The sequence below is a fragment of the Mesorhizobium sp. M7A.F.Ca.MR.245.00.0.0 genome, from assembly GCF_003997415.1.
GTDB lineage: Bacteria > Pseudomonadota > Alphaproteobacteria > Rhizobiales > Rhizobiaceae > Mesorhizobium.
Window position 1 is genome coordinate 84717 of sequence record NZ_RZTE01000018.1, and the last position, 16008, is coordinate 100724.

The 16008-nt window shown below is 62.5% G+C and carries 16 protein-coding genes; 7 read left to right on the top strand and 9 right to left on the bottom strand.

Annotated elements, in window-relative coordinates; genetic code table 11:
- Positions 1-98: 98 nt before the first annotated feature.
- The 6 genes from EOB80_RS19365 to EOB80_RS19390 all read right to left on the bottom strand — a co-directional run bounded on the left by EOB80_RS19365 (position 99) and on the right by EOB80_RS19390 (position 5530).
- Positions 99-815, bottom strand: a complete 717-nt coding sequence (locus tag EOB80_RS19365; RefSeq protein WP_127271130.1) for a Bax inhibitor-1/YccA family protein — start codon at positions 813-815, stop codon at positions 99-101.
- 23 nt (positions 816-838) lie between these two features.
- A complete protein-coding gene (locus EOB80_RS19370; RefSeq protein WP_127272302.1) occupies positions 839-1612 on the bottom strand; it encodes an anti-sigma factor in 774 nt (257 codons plus the stop codon).
- Positions 1609-2124 carry a sigma-70 family RNA polymerase sigma factor gene (locus EOB80_RS19375; protein ID WP_236383399.1) on the bottom strand — a complete coding sequence of 172 codons (516 nt, stop codon included), beginning with the start codon at positions 2122-2124 and terminating at the stop codon, positions 1609-1611. Before EOB80_RS19375 ends, EOB80_RS19370 begins: the two co-directional genes overlap by 4 nt.
- Before the next feature lie 250 nt (positions 2125-2374).
- Positions 2375-2908 (bottom strand): response regulator transcription factor, encoded by a 534-nt coding sequence (locus tag EOB80_RS19380; protein ID WP_127321068.1) that lies wholly within the window; start codon positions 2906-2908, stop codon positions 2375-2377.
- Positions 2898-4220, bottom strand: a complete 1323-nt coding sequence (locus tag EOB80_RS19385) for an ATP-binding protein (RefSeq protein WP_127329027.1) — start codon at positions 4218-4220, stop codon at positions 2898-2900. The genes EOB80_RS19380 and EOB80_RS19385 overlap by 11 nt, the downstream gene beginning before the upstream one ends.
- On the bottom strand, positions 4217-5530 hold the full coding sequence (locus EOB80_RS19390) for an MFS transporter (protein ID WP_127268838.1): 1314 nt from the start codon (positions 5528-5530) through the stop codon (positions 4217-4219). Before EOB80_RS19390 ends, EOB80_RS19385 begins: the two co-directional genes overlap by 4 nt.
- A gap of 167 nt (positions 5531-5697) precedes the next feature.
- On the opposite strand from EOB80_RS19390, the gene cyoA reads away from it, so the two are divergent.
- The 7 genes from cyoA (at position 5698) to mazG (ending at position 12992) form a co-directional block, all read left to right on the top strand.
- Entirely contained in the window at positions 5698-6867 is a 1170-nt protein-coding gene (gene cyoA / locus EOB80_RS19395) for a ubiquinol oxidase subunit II (RefSeq protein WP_127329028.1), read from the top strand.
- A gap of 15 nt (positions 6868-6882) precedes the next feature.
- Positions 6883-8895 (top strand): cytochrome o ubiquinol oxidase subunit I, encoded by a 2013-nt coding sequence (gene cyoB / locus EOB80_RS19400; RefSeq protein WP_127329029.1) that lies wholly within the window; start codon positions 6883-6885, stop codon positions 8893-8895.
- Between the two features lie 5 nt (positions 8896-8900).
- On the top strand, positions 8901-9527 hold the full coding sequence (gene cyoC / locus EOB80_RS19405; protein ID WP_127270912.1) for a cytochrome o ubiquinol oxidase subunit III: 627 nt from the start codon (positions 8901-8903) through the stop codon (positions 9525-9527).
- Positions 9524-9904, top strand: a complete 381-nt coding sequence (gene cyoD, locus EOB80_RS19410; protein WP_127329030.1) for a cytochrome o ubiquinol oxidase subunit IV — start codon at positions 9524-9526, stop codon at positions 9902-9904. Before cyoC ends, cyoD begins: the two co-directional genes overlap by 4 nt.
- A gap of 15 nt (positions 9905-9919) precedes the next feature.
- On the top strand, positions 9920-10702 hold the full coding sequence (locus EOB80_RS19415; RefSeq protein WP_206516824.1) for an SURF1 family protein: 783 nt from the start codon (positions 9920-9922) through the stop codon (positions 10700-10702).
- 140 nt (positions 10703-10842) lie between these two features.
- Complete coding sequence (locus EOB80_RS19420; protein WP_127329031.1) at positions 10843-12027, top strand: amino acid aminotransferase; 1185 nt, start codon at positions 10843-10845, stop codon at positions 12025-12027.
- 140 nt (positions 12028-12167) lie between these two features.
- Positions 12168-12992 (top strand): nucleoside triphosphate pyrophosphohydrolase, encoded by an 825-nt coding sequence (gene mazG / locus EOB80_RS19425; RefSeq protein ID WP_127329032.1) that lies wholly within the window; start codon positions 12168-12170, stop codon positions 12990-12992.
- A 63-nt stretch (positions 12993-13055) separates the two neighbouring features.
- Here mazG and hflX read toward each other — a convergent pair whose 3' ends face one another.
- The 3 genes from hflX to EOB80_RS19440 all read right to left on the bottom strand — a co-directional run bounded on the left by hflX (position 13056) and on the right by EOB80_RS19440 (position 15702).
- Positions 13056-14447, bottom strand: coding sequence for a GTPase HflX (gene hflX / locus EOB80_RS19430; RefSeq protein ID WP_127329033.1), 1392 nt, complete (start codon positions 14445-14447; stop codon positions 13056-13058).
- Positions 14448-14693 carry an RNA chaperone Hfq gene (gene hfq, locus EOB80_RS19435; RefSeq protein WP_006202172.1) on the bottom strand — a complete coding sequence of 82 codons (246 nt, stop codon included), beginning with the start codon at positions 14691-14693 and terminating at the stop codon, positions 14448-14450.
- Positions 14694-14838: 145 nt separating this feature from the next.
- Complete coding sequence (locus EOB80_RS19440) at positions 14839-15702, bottom strand: D-amino-acid transaminase (protein ID WP_127267299.1); 864 nt, start codon at positions 15700-15702, stop codon at positions 14839-14841.
- Positions 15703-16008: the final 306 nt, after the last annotated feature.

Genomic DNA, 16008 nt, shown 5'->3' on the forward strand with positions numbered 1-16008 from the left:
CACCGCACATGGCAAATGCTGCCTCAAATAAAAAACCGTGGCCGGAGGTTTCCCTCCGGCCACGGTAAATTGCGAAATGTTGCCTGCTACGGTCCGGATTACTCGCGTTCGCCGGTAAAATTCAGCAGCAGCTGGAAGATGTTGATGAAGTTCAGATAGAGCGAGAAGGCGCCGAAGACGGCAAGTTTCTGGCGCGATTCCGCGTCGAAATTCTCGGCATACTGTTCTTTGATCGTCTGCGTATCCCAGGCGGTCAGGCCGATGAACACGGCGATGCCGATCACCGAGATGGCGAACTGCAGCGCGGTCGAGCCGAGGAAGATGTTGACGATGCTGGCGATCACCACGCCGATCAGGCCCATGATCAGGAACGACGAGAACTGGGTCAGGTCGCGCTTTGTCGTGTAGCCGTAGAGACTGGTGGCGCCGAACATGGTGGCGGCGATGAAGAAGGTGCGCGCGATGCTGGTTCCGGTGAAGACCAGGAACACGGAGGCGAGCGACAGGCCCATGACCGCGCAGAAGGCCCAGAACATCGCCTGGGCACTCGCCGCCGACATGGTCTGCATTTTGAACGAGAACAACAAGACGAAGGCGAGCGGTGCCAGCATCACCACCCATTTCAGCGGGCTGGAGAAGATCGGCACGTAGAGCGCCGGCGTCGATGAGATCATGAAGGCGACGAGGCCGGTGACCACCAGGCCGACGCCCATGTAATTGTAGACGCGCAGCATATGCTGGCGCAGGCCCTCGTCGAAGATGGCTCCGGTTTGGGCGCCGGCGCCGACGCGATATCCCAGATTGGGGGTGTTCATTTGCGTTCTCCTTTGTGAATCGATCAGTAAAGCGTCTTGGCAAGCGTCTCGGCGGCGCGGTCGAGGTCGTGGACCTCGCTTCGTCCGACCACCGCATAGGCGACATCGCCGATCTGGAAATAGGCCGACGAAATGTCGCCCGAGGGCGCTATCGCCGGCTTGACGACGTCGAAGGTTCCGGGCCGGATCGCAAACAGCGACACCAGCCCCATGTCTTTCGTCTCGACCGCCATCTCGACGCTCGGCCCAAAGCGCGACGGATAGATCTGCACGTCGCGCACCCTCCAATCCGTCGGCAGCGACGGCATGACGATGGCAGTAGCGGCGCGGATTTCGCCGGCGTTGTAATTGGGCGTTTCCGCCTGCGATGGCATGCTCTCGCGCACCAGCGTCGTCCTGTGGGCCTGCACCGCCTCGTCGACATAGGCGGGCGGCTGCGGCGAGGCGACGACCTTGGTCACCGACATCGGCCCGATGATGCCGTTTGCCAGCCAGCCGGCGGCGACGAAGCCGGCGACCGCCGCCGCGCGCTGCAACACGCCGAAGAGCCGGCCGCGGGCAAGCCCCCTCTCCAGCCGCCGCGCGGCATCGGCGGTCGCGGGGCGCGCCATGCCCTTGGAGCCGGCAAGCGCCACGCGCAGTTCATCGCGGGTCCTGAGATCCGACATCACGCGCGCCGCCGCCTCCGGGCGAGCGGACAAGAATGCTTCGACCTCGATGCGGCGGGTGACGTCGACCTGGTCGTCGACATAGGCGTCGAGGTCGATATCGGTCACGGGATCGACAGTTGCGGTCATGACGGGCCTCCAACGATCCTGAGGTGGTTTTTTGCCTTCGCGGGCTCCTCCATCTCGCGCAGTGCGGCGCGCGCCCTGCCGATGCGTGACATCAGCGTGCCGAGCGGCACGCCGCTGGCATCGGCGGCCTGCTGGTAGGAGAGGCCTTCGATGGCGACGAGGTGCAGCGCTGAACGCTGTTCTTCCGGCAGGCTGAAGAAAGCCTCGCGCACCTGCGCCAGGCGCACCGAATGTTCCTGTGGTGCCGGCGTGCTGCCGTCGGCCAGGTATCCAGCCTGTTCGACGCGCGACGCTTCGGACTTGCGGGACCGCATCTTGTCGATGAAGGTGTTGTGGACGATCGACAGCAGCCACGCGCGCAGGTTTCCGCCGGAGCGGAACGTGCTGCGCCGCTCATAGGCGCGCACCAGCGCGTCATGGACAAGATCCTCGGCGTCGGTGCTGTCGCGCGTCAGCGAGCGCGCATAGCGACGCAGCGAACCGAGCTGCCCTATGATGTCAAAGCGTGGCATTGACGGTTTCATGTCCTGTTTACGGAGCATGTGGGGATTTTAATCCCTGCCCTGCCAATTTTTTCCCTTTGAGGACATCGTTCGCCTCTACCCTCGCCTCGCAGCATCGAGGGGCTATCCCTGGAACCGCATGATGAAGCCGAGAATACAAGCTCCCGGAATCGTTGTGCGGGTGATTTCCATCGGTGCATCGATGGCAGGCATGGCGGCAGTGAGCCCAATGTGGCGACTGGAATGCAGTAGATCGTGCCTACTTCACACGCCTCTTCTCCAGCTTCCGCGCCAGAGTCCGGCGGTGCATGCCCAGCCGTCGTGCCGTCTCCGAAATGTTGAAGTCGGCCTCCACCAACGTCTCGTGGATGCGCTCCCATTCGAGGTTCTTTATCGAGGTTGGTCGCTCGGCGAGCGGCACCGAAGCATTGCCTTCGACCTGTCCGAAAGCCGCTTCAATGTCGTCTGTATTGGCGGGTTTGGCGAGATACTGACAGGCGCCGAGCTTGATCGCCTCGACAGCGGTGGCGATGCTTGCAAAGCCGGTCAACACGACGATCCGCATTTCAGGATCGTGCTCGTGCAGCGCCCTGACGCATTCCAGGCCCGAGCCGCTGGCGAGCTTGAGATCGACGACGGCATATTGGAAGGCAACGGTGCCGATCAGCGCATGCACGCCGTCGACGCTCCGGCAGCTATGCGTTTCGTAGTCACGCCGTTCGAAAGACCGGCGCAGTGCGTTGGCAAAGGCGATGTCGTCCTCGACGATCAACAGCGTGCGTTTAGTCGGCATTGTGCCCTCGCGGAGACAGAGCAGCCAGCGGCAGATGCAACGTAACCGAAGCTCCCCCCTCGGTTCTATTTCTTACGGTGACGGTACCCCCCAGCTTGCGGATGACATTGACGACCAGAAACAGGCCGAGCCCGCTACCTGGCCGGTTCTTGGTCGACGTGTAGGGCTTGCCGAATTCTGCAAGCATGGCTTCTTCAAATCCCGGTCCCGCGTCGACAACTTCGACGATGAGATCGTCCGCGTGGCGGCTGACGATCAACCCGACCCATAGAGGCGACGCTTCAAGTGCGTTGTCCAGTACATTGAACATCACCTGTTTGAGCGCGGGATCGGAGACGATCTCCTGGTTGGCGCCGAAACGCCTGGTGTATTCGAAACCTTGCGGCAGCCGTGTCGATTTCCATTCGGCCACCAGCTCCGCCAGGAAGGCGTCGACGGAGGTGCGAACCGTGCCTTCGCCACGCAATTCGCCCGAGGACATCAGGATTCCCGAAACGATCTTCTTGCAACGGTCCAACTGGCCCTGCATCTCCCGGATTTCCTGCGCCAGATCCGGATCGGCCTCGAGAGCCGGCATGCGCTGCCAGTCGTTGAGGATGACGGAAAGCGTGGCCAGCGGCGTGCCGAGCTCATGCGCGGCACCGGAGGCGAGCAGGCCCATCCTGACGATGTGAGCCTCCTCCGCCGACTGCTGGCGCAAATCCGCGAGATGGGCGTCGCGGGTGCGAATGTTGTTCTGGACCCTGGTGATGAACAGCACCAGAAGCGTTGCCGCCAGGACGAAACAGATGAACATGCCCTGGATGTGCAGGCTGAACAGCCCGGCACCGTGTGCGGCGGGCAGGCTGATCTCACGGTAGAAGGTGGTCAGCGCAATGAAGCACGTGCTTGCAATGAAGACCAGCGCCCAGACCGACCATGTCTCCAGCAGCACCGCGCCCAGAATGACCTGGAGCAGGTAAAGCGAAATGAAGGGATTGGACGCGCCGCCGCTCAGGTAAAGCTGGACCGTCAACGCGGTGACGTCGAGCAGCAGTCCAAGAAACAGTTCGGTGTTGGTGATCGCGTCCTGGCTGCTGTGCCGGCGCAGGCTGGCGACATTGAGAGCGATCAGCAGCAGGATCACCACCGCCATCGGCACCAGCGGTAATCCGATGCCGAGCACGTAGCGGACGAACAGGATCGTCACGATCTGACCACCGACCGCGATCCAGCGCAGTTGGATCAGAAGCAGGAAATTCTGTTTGTTGGTCTTGTCGTGCAGAGTCATTGGGCCGGGAGGTCCCCAGCCCTGGCCAAGCAGGTCACTCAAGCGGGCGTCCGATCCAGGCGCTGGTTGAGCCTCAGCGCAAGCAACGTGCATAGCGCTCCCGACAAAAGATAGGCGCCTGATGAGATCAGCCCGAAATGGGCGGACAGGAACAGAGCGACTATGGGGGCGAAGCCGGCCCCGAACAGCCAGGCGAGATCCGAGGTCAGCGCAGCCCCTGTATAGCGGTAGGTCTTTGAAAAGTTCGAGGCGAGTGCTCCCGAAGACTGGCCGAACGACAGGCCGAGCAGGACGAAGCCCAACACCATGAAGACGGACTCTCCGACGAAGCCGCCATCGAGCAGCTGTGGCGCGAAACCGCTGAAAACGGCGATGGCCACCGCCGAGCCTCCGAGCAAGGGCCAGCGCCCAACCCGGTCTGCGACGAAGCCCGAGATCGCGATTGCCGCCAGGCCGAAGAAGGCTCCGATCGTCTCGATGACCAGGAACCGGGCCGGTCCCTCGCGCGTGAACAGGAAAATCCAGGACAGAGGAAACACCGTCACCATGTGGAACAGGGCGAAACTCGCCAGCGGCGCGAAGGCGCCGAGCACGACAGTGCGCCCTTCGGCGCGCAACGTCTCGCGGACGGAAGTCGGCTCCAGTTCCTGGCCTTCAAACAGTTTGGTGTATTCCGGCGTCACCACGATGCGCAGCCGTGCGAACAGGGCGACGACATTGATGGCGAAGGCGACGAAGAACGGGTAGCGCCAGCCCCAGCTGAAGAAGTCTTCGGCCGACAGGTTGCCGACGAAATATGCAAACAGGGCGCTGGCAACGATGAGCCCGAGTGGTGCGCCCAGCTGCGGGATCATCGCATACCAGCCGCGGCGCTTTTCGGGCGCATTCAACGCCAGCAGCGAGGCAAGTCCGTCCCATGTCCCGCCCAGCGCCAGTCCCTGACCGATCCGGAACATGGCCAGCAGCCAGGCCGAAGCCTGGCCGATCTGGTCGTAACCGGGCACGAAGGCGATCGACACAGTCGAGGTCCCCAGCAGGAACAGCGCGATGGTGAGCTTGGCGCTGCGTCCATAGGCGCGGTCGAGCGCGGTGAAGATCGCCGTCCCGATCGGCCGCGCGATGAAGGCAAGCGCGAAGATGGCGAAGGAGTAGAGCGTGCCGGTCAACGGGTCGGCATAAGGAAATACGAGCTTCGGAAAAACGATGACGGAAGCGATCGCGTAGACGAAGAAGTCGAAGAATTCCGACGTCCTGCCGATGATGACGCCGACGGCGATTTCGCCGGGCTTCACCTCATGATGCCGCGCGTTGATCCGTCTTGCGTCGGCTTCGATCTTAGAAGTTGGGCTCACAGCATTCTCCGTCGCCCCGCCGCGGTCTCATTACGATCGCTTGCCATGTGCGCGGGCCAGGTGCTTTGATGAGGCCTGCCGCGTCATTGCGGCATTGGACAAATTGTCCAATGCCTTCATTGCCGCGGTACGGTTAGCACTGGGGGGAACAACCGACAGGTCATACATTGAGCCGTCTCCGTACCCTTTTCCTGCTGCCCCTGCTGGCATCGCTCGGCTCCTGCAGCATGGTCGTCATGAACCCTGCCGGCGACGTCGCCGCGCAGCAGCGCGACCTGCTGATGGTGTCCACGGCACTGATGCTGATCGTCATCATACCGGTCATGGCTCTCACCATATTCTTTGCCTGGCGATACCGCCAGTCCAACCGCGAGGCGCGCTACGAGCCGGATTGGGACCACTCGACCCACCTCGAACTCGTCATTTGGGCTGTGCCGCTTCTGATCATCATCTGCCTGGGCGCAGTGACCTGGATGGGCACCCATCTGCTCGACCCCTATCGTCCGATCGGACGTGTCGCGGCCGGCAAGCCGCTGCCGCCGGACGTGCGCCCGCTTGAGGTCGAAGTCGTCGCGCTCGACTGGAAATGGCTGTTCATCTATCCGCAGTACGGCGTGGCCATGGTCAACGAACTGGCTGCGCCGGTCGACCGGCCGATCAGCTTTCGCATCACCTCCGCATCGGTGATGAACTCCTTCTACATTCCAGCACTGGCCGGCCAAATCTATGCAATGCCGGGTATGGAAACCAGGCTACACGCCGTCATAAACAAGTCCGGCGACTATGAAGGGTTCTCCGCCAATTACAGCGGCGCCGGCTTCTCGGGAATGCGCTTCGCGTTCCACGGCCTGGACGATGCCGGTTTCCAGGCATGGATCGCGAAGGCAAAGGACGGCGGCGGCAAGCTCGACCGAAACGGCTATCTGGAACTCGAACAGCCCAGCGAGAACCAACCCGTGCGCCACTATGCGGCGGTGGATGCCGATCTCTACAAAGCGATCCTCAACATGTGCGTCGAGCCCGGCAAGATGTGCATGAGCGAGATGTCGCAGATCGATGCCAAGGGCGGTCTGGGAATGGCCGGCATCCGCAACACCCTGCCGCTGCTGTACGACAAGTTCGCCCGGCGCGGCACGATATTCGGCCCCGCCCCATCCTATGTCGCCAGCACATGCACGACCGAAGAAGCACTGGCGGCTTCGAAGGCTGATCAATCCGTCACGCCGATGACCTCGACGCCGATAGTCGGCGCTGGTCTGCAACGGCCACCGCCCCTGTCGATCCGACTGCCGTCACCTTCCGCAACCGGCACGCTTCGGTCGCCCTTCAACTCCTGAGGCGCCACGCAAGACATGTTCGACAATCCTGCTTTTCTCAAGGCGATCTTCGGCCGGCTTACGCTCGAGTCGCTGCCGCTGCACGAGCCGATCGTGGTCGCGACCTTCATGGTCGTCGCGCTGGGCGGCGTGGCACTCGTCGGCGCACTGACCTATTTCAAGCTCTGGGGCTATCTGTGGCGCGAATGGTTCACCAGCGTCGACCACAAGCGCATCGGCGTGATGTACATGGTGCTCGGCATCGTCATGCTGCTGCGCGGCTTCAGCGACGCCATCATGATGCGGCTCCAGCAGGCGATGGCCTTCGGCGGTTCGGAAGGCTATCTCAATTCGCATCACTACGACCAGATCTTCACCGCGCACGGCGTGATCATGATCTTCTTCGTGGCGATGCCGCTGGTGACGGGCCTGATGAATTTCGTCGTCCCGCTGCAGATCGGCGCGCGCGACGTGTCGTTTCCGTTCCTCAACAATTTCAGCTTCTGGATGACGGTCGGCGGCGCGGTCATCGTCATGATGTCGCTGTTCGTCGGCGAATTCGCCCGCACCGGCTGGCTTGCCTATCCGCCGTTGTCGGGGATCGGCTACAGTCCCGACGTCGGTGTCGATTATTATATCTGGGCACTGCAAGTGGCGGGCGTCGGCACGCTGCTGTCGGGCGTGAACCTGGTCTGCACCATCGTCAAGATGCGCGCGCCTGGCATGACCATGATGAGAATGCCGATCTTCACCTGGACCGCGCTTTGCACCAATGTGCTCATCGTCGCCGCCTTCCCGGTGCTGACGGCGGTGCTGGCCCTGCTGGCTCTGGACCGCTATGTCGGCACCAACTTCTTCACGAACGACTTCGGCGGCAATCCGATGATGTACGTGAACCTGATCTGGATCTGGGGCCACCCCGAGGTCTACATCCTGATCCTGCCGGCCTTCGGCATATTTTCTGAAGTGACCTCGGCCTTCTGCGGCAAGCGGCTCTTCGGCTACACGTCGATGGTCTACGCAACCGTCGTCATCACCATCCTGTCCTATCTGGTCTGGCTGCATCACTTTTTCACCATGGGATCGGGAGCGAGCGTCAACTCGTTCTTCGGCATCACAACGATGATCATTTCGATCCCGACAGGCGCCAAGATATTCAACTGGCTGTTCACCATGTACCGCGGCCGCATCCGCTTCGAACTGCCGATGATGTGGACGGTCGCCTTCATGCTGACCTTCGTCGTCGGCGGCATGACCGGCGTGCTGCTCGCGGTTCCGCCGGCCGACTTCGTGCTCCACAACAGCCTGTTCTTGGTCGCGCATTTCCACAACGTCATCATCGGCGGCGTGCTGTTCGGCCTGTTTGCCGGCATCAGCTACTGGTTCCCCAAGGCATTCGGCTTCCGGCTCGATCCGTTCTGGGGAAAGATGTCGTTCTGGTTCTGGGTGGTCGGCTTCTGGTTCGCCTTCATGCCGCTCTACATCCTCGGCTTGATGGGCGTAACGCGCCGGCTGCGCACCTTTGAGGATCCCTCGCTGCAGATCTGGTTCATTATCGCCGCCTTCGGCGCCTTCCTGATCCTGCTTGGGATCCTATCCTTCCTCATCCAGATCTTCGTCAGCGTGCGGCGGCGCGAGCAGCTTCGCGACGATACCGGTGATCCCTGGGACGGGCGCACCCTCGAATGGGCAACCTCGTCGCCGCCCCCGGCCTACAATTTCGCCTTCACGCCGGTCGTCCACGATCTCGACGCCTGGGCGGACATGAAGAATCGCGGCTACCAGCGTCCGTTGACGGGCTTCCGCGACATCCACATGCCGCGCAACACCGGAGCCGGCGTCGTCCTGGCCGGGTTGAGCGTGGTGCTTGCCATGGCGCTCATCTGGTACATTTGGTGGCTGGCGATCGTCAGCTTCGTCGCCCTGATCGGCTACGCCATCGCGCATACCTTCAACTACGACCGGGAGTTCCACATTCCGTCCAGTGACGTCACCCGCGTCGAGGACGAGCGGACACGCCTGCTCGCAGCCACCAGCCAGGCGGGATAAGCACCATGGCACACGCCGATACGGTGATCGACGACACGGTCTTCCACCTGGAAGACGACCACGGCCATGCCGAGAGCGGCAGCAGCACCATGCTCGGCTTCTGGATCTACCTGATGAGCGACTGCCTCATCTTCGCGATGCTGTTCGCGGTCTACGGCGTGCTCGGTGGCAATTACGCGGCCGGACCCGCGCCGAAGGACCTGTTCGATCTTCCGCTGGTCGCGCTGAACACCACCATGCTGCTCCTGTCCTCCATCACTTACGGCTTCGCGATGCTGGAGATGGCGAAGGGACGGGTGAAGCCCATGCAGGTGTGGCTGGTGATCACTGGCCTGTTCGGCCTCGCCTTTCTCAGCATCGAACTCTACGAATTCGCCCATTTCATCCACGAGGGGGCGACGCCGCAGCGCAGCGGCTTCCTGTCGTCGTTCTTCACGCTGGTCGGAACGCACGGCCTGCACGTCACCTTCGGCCTGGTCTGGCTCGTGGTGCTGATGGTGCAGGTCTCCAGGCACGGGCTGATCGCCGCGAACCAGCGGCGTCTGATGTGCCTGAGCATGTTCTGGCACTTCCTTGACGTCATCTGGATCGGCGTCTTTACCTTCGTTTATCTGATGGGAATGTTGCGATGAGCGCCGGCCACCACACAGACACCAGCGACCAGAGCCACGCGCGTCACGGCGTCGACCACGGCTCGCTGCGCGGCTATCTGACAGGCTTCGGCCTGTCCGTCGTGCTGACCGCCATTCCCTTCTGGCTGGTCATGACCAACGCACTCGGCAATCAGATGGCTTCGGCGATTGCCATCATGGCCTTCGCCGTCGTGCAAATCATCGTCCATATGGTGTTCTTTCTGCATATGAACACCGGGTCGGAGAGCGGCTGGACCATGATGGCCCTGATCTTCACCCTCATCCTGGTGGTGATCGCGCTGACGGGCTCGCTCTGGGTCATGTACCATCTGAACGTCAACATGATGCCCGGCCATGACATGAGTCAGATACCCTGAGAGAGGGACCTGGCTTTGGACGAACAGGCGCGGACGACACCGCATTCGAATACAGGCGACGGCCAAAGGGTTACGCGTTCACCATGGACGCTGTTGGTGCTTTGCCTTTGCGGTGCCATCGGCGTCGCAGGGTTCTCGGCGCTCGGTATCTGGCAGCTGGAGCGCCGCGTCTGGAAACTCGACCTGATCGAGCGTGTCGACCAGCGTCTCAAGGCGGTACCTGTGGCCGCCCCGGCGCCTTCGGCCTGGCCAGAGATCAACGCCAGGGATGACGAGTATCGCCGCCTCGTCGTTCCAGGCCGGTTTCTCGGTGATCGCGAGATCCTGGTCCAGGCGGTCACCGATCTCGGCGGTGGCTTCTGGGTAATGGCGCCGTTCCGAGCGGATGATGGCTTCACGATTCTGGTGAACAGGGGCTTCGTGCCGACGGACAAGCGCGATCCGGCAACCCGCCTCGAAGGCAAGCCCTCGGGCGATCACACCGGAATTCGCGGCCTGCTGCGCCTGACCGAACCGAAGGGCGGCTTCCTGCGTAACAACGATCCGGCCGCCAACCGCTGGTATTCGCGCGATGTGCAGGCAATCGCCTCGACGCAAGGCCTCGGGCAGGTCGCTCCTTATTTCATCGATGCCGATGCCACGCCCAATCCGGGAGGGTGGCCGGTCGGCGGCCTGACCGTCGTTTCGTTCCACAACAACCATCTGGCCTATGCCCTGACATGGTTCGGGCTGGCCTTGATGGTGCTGGGCGCGGTCGTCTATCTGTTGCGGCAGACTGGGAAACACGGCGGGGGCTGACCGCTGGCCGAGGCAAAGCTGAAAGGAGCAGGCAGGGCAGGCTTCCCGGCACCCCCGTCTCAGGCTGGAGCACCTAGCTAAAACCGCTGGCGAAACGCGACCGATTTGCGTATCACTCCGCCGCCATTGGAGCCCTAGCGATGTTTGAAGCCCTGCAGCCCGCCCCCGCCGACAAGATCCTGGCCCTGATCGGCCTTTATCGAGCCGATCCGCGTCCAGACAAGGTCGATCTCGGTGTCGGCGTCTACAAGGATCGCGACGGCAAGACGCCGGTCATGCGCGCCGTGCGCGAAGCGGAACAGCGCCTGCTGCAGGCCCAGGACACCAAGACCTATCTCGGCCTTGCCGGCGATACCGGCTTCAACACGGTGATGGCCAAGCTCGCCTTCGGTCCAGGCGCCGACATGACGCGCATCCGCGCCGCACAAGCGCCCGGCGGCTCCGGCGCGCTGCGGCTGGTGGCGGAACTGCTGAAGCGGACACGCTCGGATGCAACCATCTGGCTGTCGGACCCGACCTGGCCGAACCACATGCCGGTGATGCGCGCCGCCGGCCTGCAGATCCGTGAATATCCCTATTTCGACGCCGCGTCGGGCGCCGTTCGTTTCGACGACATGCTGGCGGCGCTGCGGACCGCAAAGAGCGGCGACGTCGTACTGCTGCATGGCTGCTGCCACAACCCGACCGGCGCCAATCTGGATGCGGCACAGTGGGCAGCCGTTACCGATCTGGTCGTCGAGCGCGAGCTGCTGCCGTTTGTCGACATCGCCTATCAGGGCTTTGGCGATGGCCTCGAGGCCGATGCCCTCGGCTTGCGCCTGCTGGCGGCAAAAATTCCGGAAATGGTCGTCGCCTCGAGCTGCTCGAAGAATTTTGCTGTCTACCGCGACCGCGTCGGCGCGGCGATGATCCTGGCCAGGGACGGCGCACAGGCGGATGTGGCGATGAGCCAGATGCTGTCGGCGGCGCGCGCCATGTATTCGATGCCGCCGGACCACGGTGCGGCGGCCGTGCGCATCGTGCTCGAAGACGCCACCTTGCGCGCGGATTGGGAGGCGGAGCTTGAAGAGATGCGGCTACGCATGCTCAGGCTACGCGTGCAGTTCGCCGAAGCCCTGCGCCGGCAGTCCAATTCCGATCGCTTCGACTTCGTCGCCAGCCATCGCGGCATGTTCTCCCGCCTTGGCCTCACGGAAGCGCAGGTCGAACGGCTGCGTGCCGAGCACGGCATCTATATGGTCGGCGACAGCCGCATCAACGTCGCCGGCCTGCCCGAAGACGGCATGGACGAGCTCGCCAAGGCGATCGTTTCGGTTCTTGATTGACGCGGCTTGTCTGTGGACAAGGCTTCCGCGCCGGCTGACAGCGTTAGCCGCGCGGCCGGTCGCGGGATAGCATCCGATAGACTGTTTTGACGCAATTCCGGACAGAAAACCGTTTCACACTTTTCCTGGAATAGCTCTAGATGACGCCATCGAAAGACATTTCGCGCCTGATCGAGATCATGGCGGCGCTGCGGGCGCCGAAGACCGGCTGTCCCTGGGACATCGAACAGGATTTCTCGACCATCGCGCCCTACACGATTGAGGAAGCCTATGAGGTGGCGGACGCCATCGCGCGCGGCGATCTCGACGATCTGCGCGACGAACTCGGCGACCTGCTGCTGCAGGTCGTCTATCATGCCCAGATGGCCGAGGAGGCCGGTGAATTCTCGTTCCCTGACGTGGTGCAAGCCATCACGACGAAGATGATCCGCCGCCATCCGCATGTCTTCGGCGACGAGAAAGCCCGCAACGCCGGCATGGCCAAGGGCATGTGGGAAAAGATCAAGGCCGAAGAGAAGGCGGAGAAACGAAGCGCCCGCCTCGCGCGTGGTCTCGATCCCGAAGACAACGGCAAGGGGTTTCTGGACAGCGTGCCGGTCGCCCTGCCCGCACTGACCCGGGCGCTGAAACTTCAGGAGAAGGCCGCCCGCGTCGGTTTCGACTGGAGCGAGGCGGCGCCCATCCTCGACAAGATCGAGGAAGAGATTGGCGAATTGCGCGAGGCCCTGGCCAAGGGCGACACCGCCTCGATCAAGGACGAGTTCGGCGACATGCTGTTTGCCGTCGTCAACCTCGGCCGTCACCTCAAGCTCGATTCCGAAGCAGCGCTAAGCGGCACCAACGAAAAATTCCGCTCGCGCTTCCACTATGTCGAACAGGCTCTGGAAAAATCCGGCAGCACGCTGGAAAAGGCTGATCTGGCCTGGATGGAAGCGCTCTGGCAGGAAGCAAAGACCGCGAAGTAATCTCTCTTTCGGGCAATTCCGGACGGAAAACCGCTATACACTTTTTCCTGGAATTGCTCCGGATTACCCGTTGTTTTTACGACGCAATCTGCTTTCGATCTCTTCGCGGGCGCTTTGCGTGGCCTTGAGCGAGATGGTGGCGCTGCCGTCATCATTGTCGCTTCGCGAAACGACATCGCCATTGCGGTAAAGCCAGTCGACAAGGCCGAACTGTGCCGGCTCGATCGTCACGGTGAGGTCTTCGAGTTCGCCCGCCATCCGCGTTTCGATGACCGCCTTCAGCGCGTCGATGCCCTCGCCGGTCACCGCCGACACCGCAATCGGCGGCGCCTTGTTGGCGTCGGCGCCGTCTGCAAGCAGCCGGGTCCGGTTGCCTTCGTCGAGCCGGTCGATCTTGTTCCACACTTCTATCACGCGCTTGGCGTCGCCGGCGTCGACACCGAGGTCGGCCAGGATGCGCTCGACATCTTCGGCCTGAGCGGCCGTGTCCGGATCGGAAATGTCGCGCAGATGAAGCACAAGGTCGGCCTCGACCACCTCTTCCAGGGTGGCGCGGAAAGCCGCGATCAGATGCGTCGGCAGGTCCGAAATGAAGCCGACCGTGTCGGAGAGGATGATCGGCGTGCCATGTGGGAGGCGCACGCGGCGCAGCGTCGGGTCGAGCGTGGCGAACAGCATGTCCTGCGCCAGCACATCCGCCCCGGTCAGCCGGTTGAACAGCGTCGACTTGCCGGCATTGGTGTAGCCGACGATCGCCACCACCGGGAACGGCACCTTCCTGCGCTTGGCGCGGTGCAGGTCGCGCGTGCGCCGCACCGTTTCCAGCTCCTGCTTCAGCTTGATGATCTTTTCCTGCAGCTGCCGCCGGTCGGATTCGATCTGCGTTTCGCCGGGGCCCCCGAGGAAGCCGGCGCCGCCGCGCTGGCGCTCCAGATGGGTCCAGCTGCGCACGAGGCGGCCTTTCTGGTAGTTGAGATGGGCGAGTTCGACCTGCAGCGTGCCTTCCTTGGTGCGTGCGCGCTCGCCGAAGATCTCAAGAATCAGCCCGGTGCGGTCCAGCACCTTGGCGTTCAGCTCTTTTTCGAGATTGCGCTGCTGCACCGGGGTCAGCGGATGGTCGACGACGACCACTTCCGCATGTCCCTCTTTGACGATTTCCGCGAACTCCGCAACCTTGCCGCTGCCGAGCAGCGTCGCCGGGCGCGGATCGTTGACGGTCACCACCGCAGTGTGGATCAGATCCAGGTTGATGGCGCGGGCAAGGCCGACGGCCTCGTCGTGACGAGCATCAGCCGAACGCATCAGCCGAGGACGGTTGGTCTCGTCGTCATTGCGCTGGTGGCGGGTAAGGACGGGCACAATGACGACAGCCCGGGTCGGGCCCTTGGCTTCCGTCCCGGGATGATGCGTTGGTTTCCCGCGAACGGTGGCGTCCGCGTCTTTCTCACGTGCCAATCAGGCGCCCTGGCTTTCCTCGCCATCGAACATCTGAACCGGCTGGCTCGGCATGATCGTGGAAATGGCGTGCTTGTAGACGAGCTGGGAGTGACCGTCACGGCGCAGCAGGACACAGAAATTGTCGAACGAAGTGACCACACCGGTCAGCTTGACGCCGTTGATAAGGAAGATGGTGAGCGGGTTCTTGCTCTTGCGAACTGAATTCAGGAACAGGTCCTGAAGGTTTTGCGATCGTTCCGCCATTGTTCTTGTCTTTCGCCGATCCCCTTCGGTTTGCAAGCCAATGCGCCAAATTAACGGGCGCATGTCAAGCTCGCAAACACCGTCTTGTCGTCAGTAACGACAAGCAGAACGAGATATATTGATGTTCATTCCACCTGTGCGGTTATCAGGCTGGACTTTTTTCCGCAATGTCAAAAAAGGCCTGCCGCAAGGAAAGTGTTATTGAGCCGGGGTGCCCATTGGCGACCGTATCGCCGTCGATGGCCACCACCGGCATGGCGAGTGTCGTTGCGGAGCTGATGAACGCCTCGCGTGCCGCCTTGGCCTCGGCGACGGAAAAGCCGCGCTCCTCGATCTTCAGGCCGAGCTTGGCCGCCACTTCGAACATGGTCGTGCGGGTGATGCCGCGCAAGATGCCGTGCTCCGCCGGCCTGGTGACCAGGACGCCGTCCCGAGTGACGATCCAGGCATTGGACGAGCCGCCTTCTTTTACGTTGCCTTCGGCGTCGACGAACCAGGCTTCCTGCGCACCGGCCTCCTTTGCCTTCTGCTTGGCCAATACATTGGGCAGCAGCCCGACGGTCTTGATGTCGACGCGGTCCCAGCGGTTCTCCGGCACGGTGATGACCGCGATGCCGGTCTCGGCTCGCTTTGCTCCGGCTGCGGGGTCGGCCTTCCTGGCGGTCACCACCAGGGCCGGCTTGGTGTCTGCGGAAGGGAAGACAAAGTCGCGGCTGGCGACGCCGCGCGTCACCTGGACATAGACCAGTCCGTTGGCGACATGGTTGCGGTTGACCACCTCGCGCAGGATAAGCGGCAGCACGTGAGAGGTGACTGGCCAGGCGATCGACAATTCGGTCAGCGAGCGGTTCAGCCGCGCCAGATGGCGCGGCATGTCGACGATGAAGCCATGCGCCACCTCGCAGACCTCATAGACACCGTCGGCGAACTGATAGCCGCGATCCTCGATATGCACGGCAGCGTCGGCGTGCGTGACATAGCGCCCGTTGACATAGGCAATGCGCGGCATGGGCAACCCCTGAAGAATTCTTGGGCTTTCTTATGCGATTCCGCCGTTGCCGTAACCGGCAAATGCTTGGCCCAGCGCGGAACGGACGTCGCGCCTGTCTAGAGCGGTTCATGTTTTGATGGAAGCGTTTGCGAAGTAGTTGTTGCATTCGGCTGCCTCGATGGTTTCGACGGCTCTAGGTCAGCGAGCGGTAGAGAGTTGGTTGCCGACACAACGCGGCAGGGATGTTATGGAATGCACATGAGGCTGCTCGCTCATTCCGCATTTGCCGTGTTCGCTGCGGTCAATTCCGCCCACGCCTTGTCG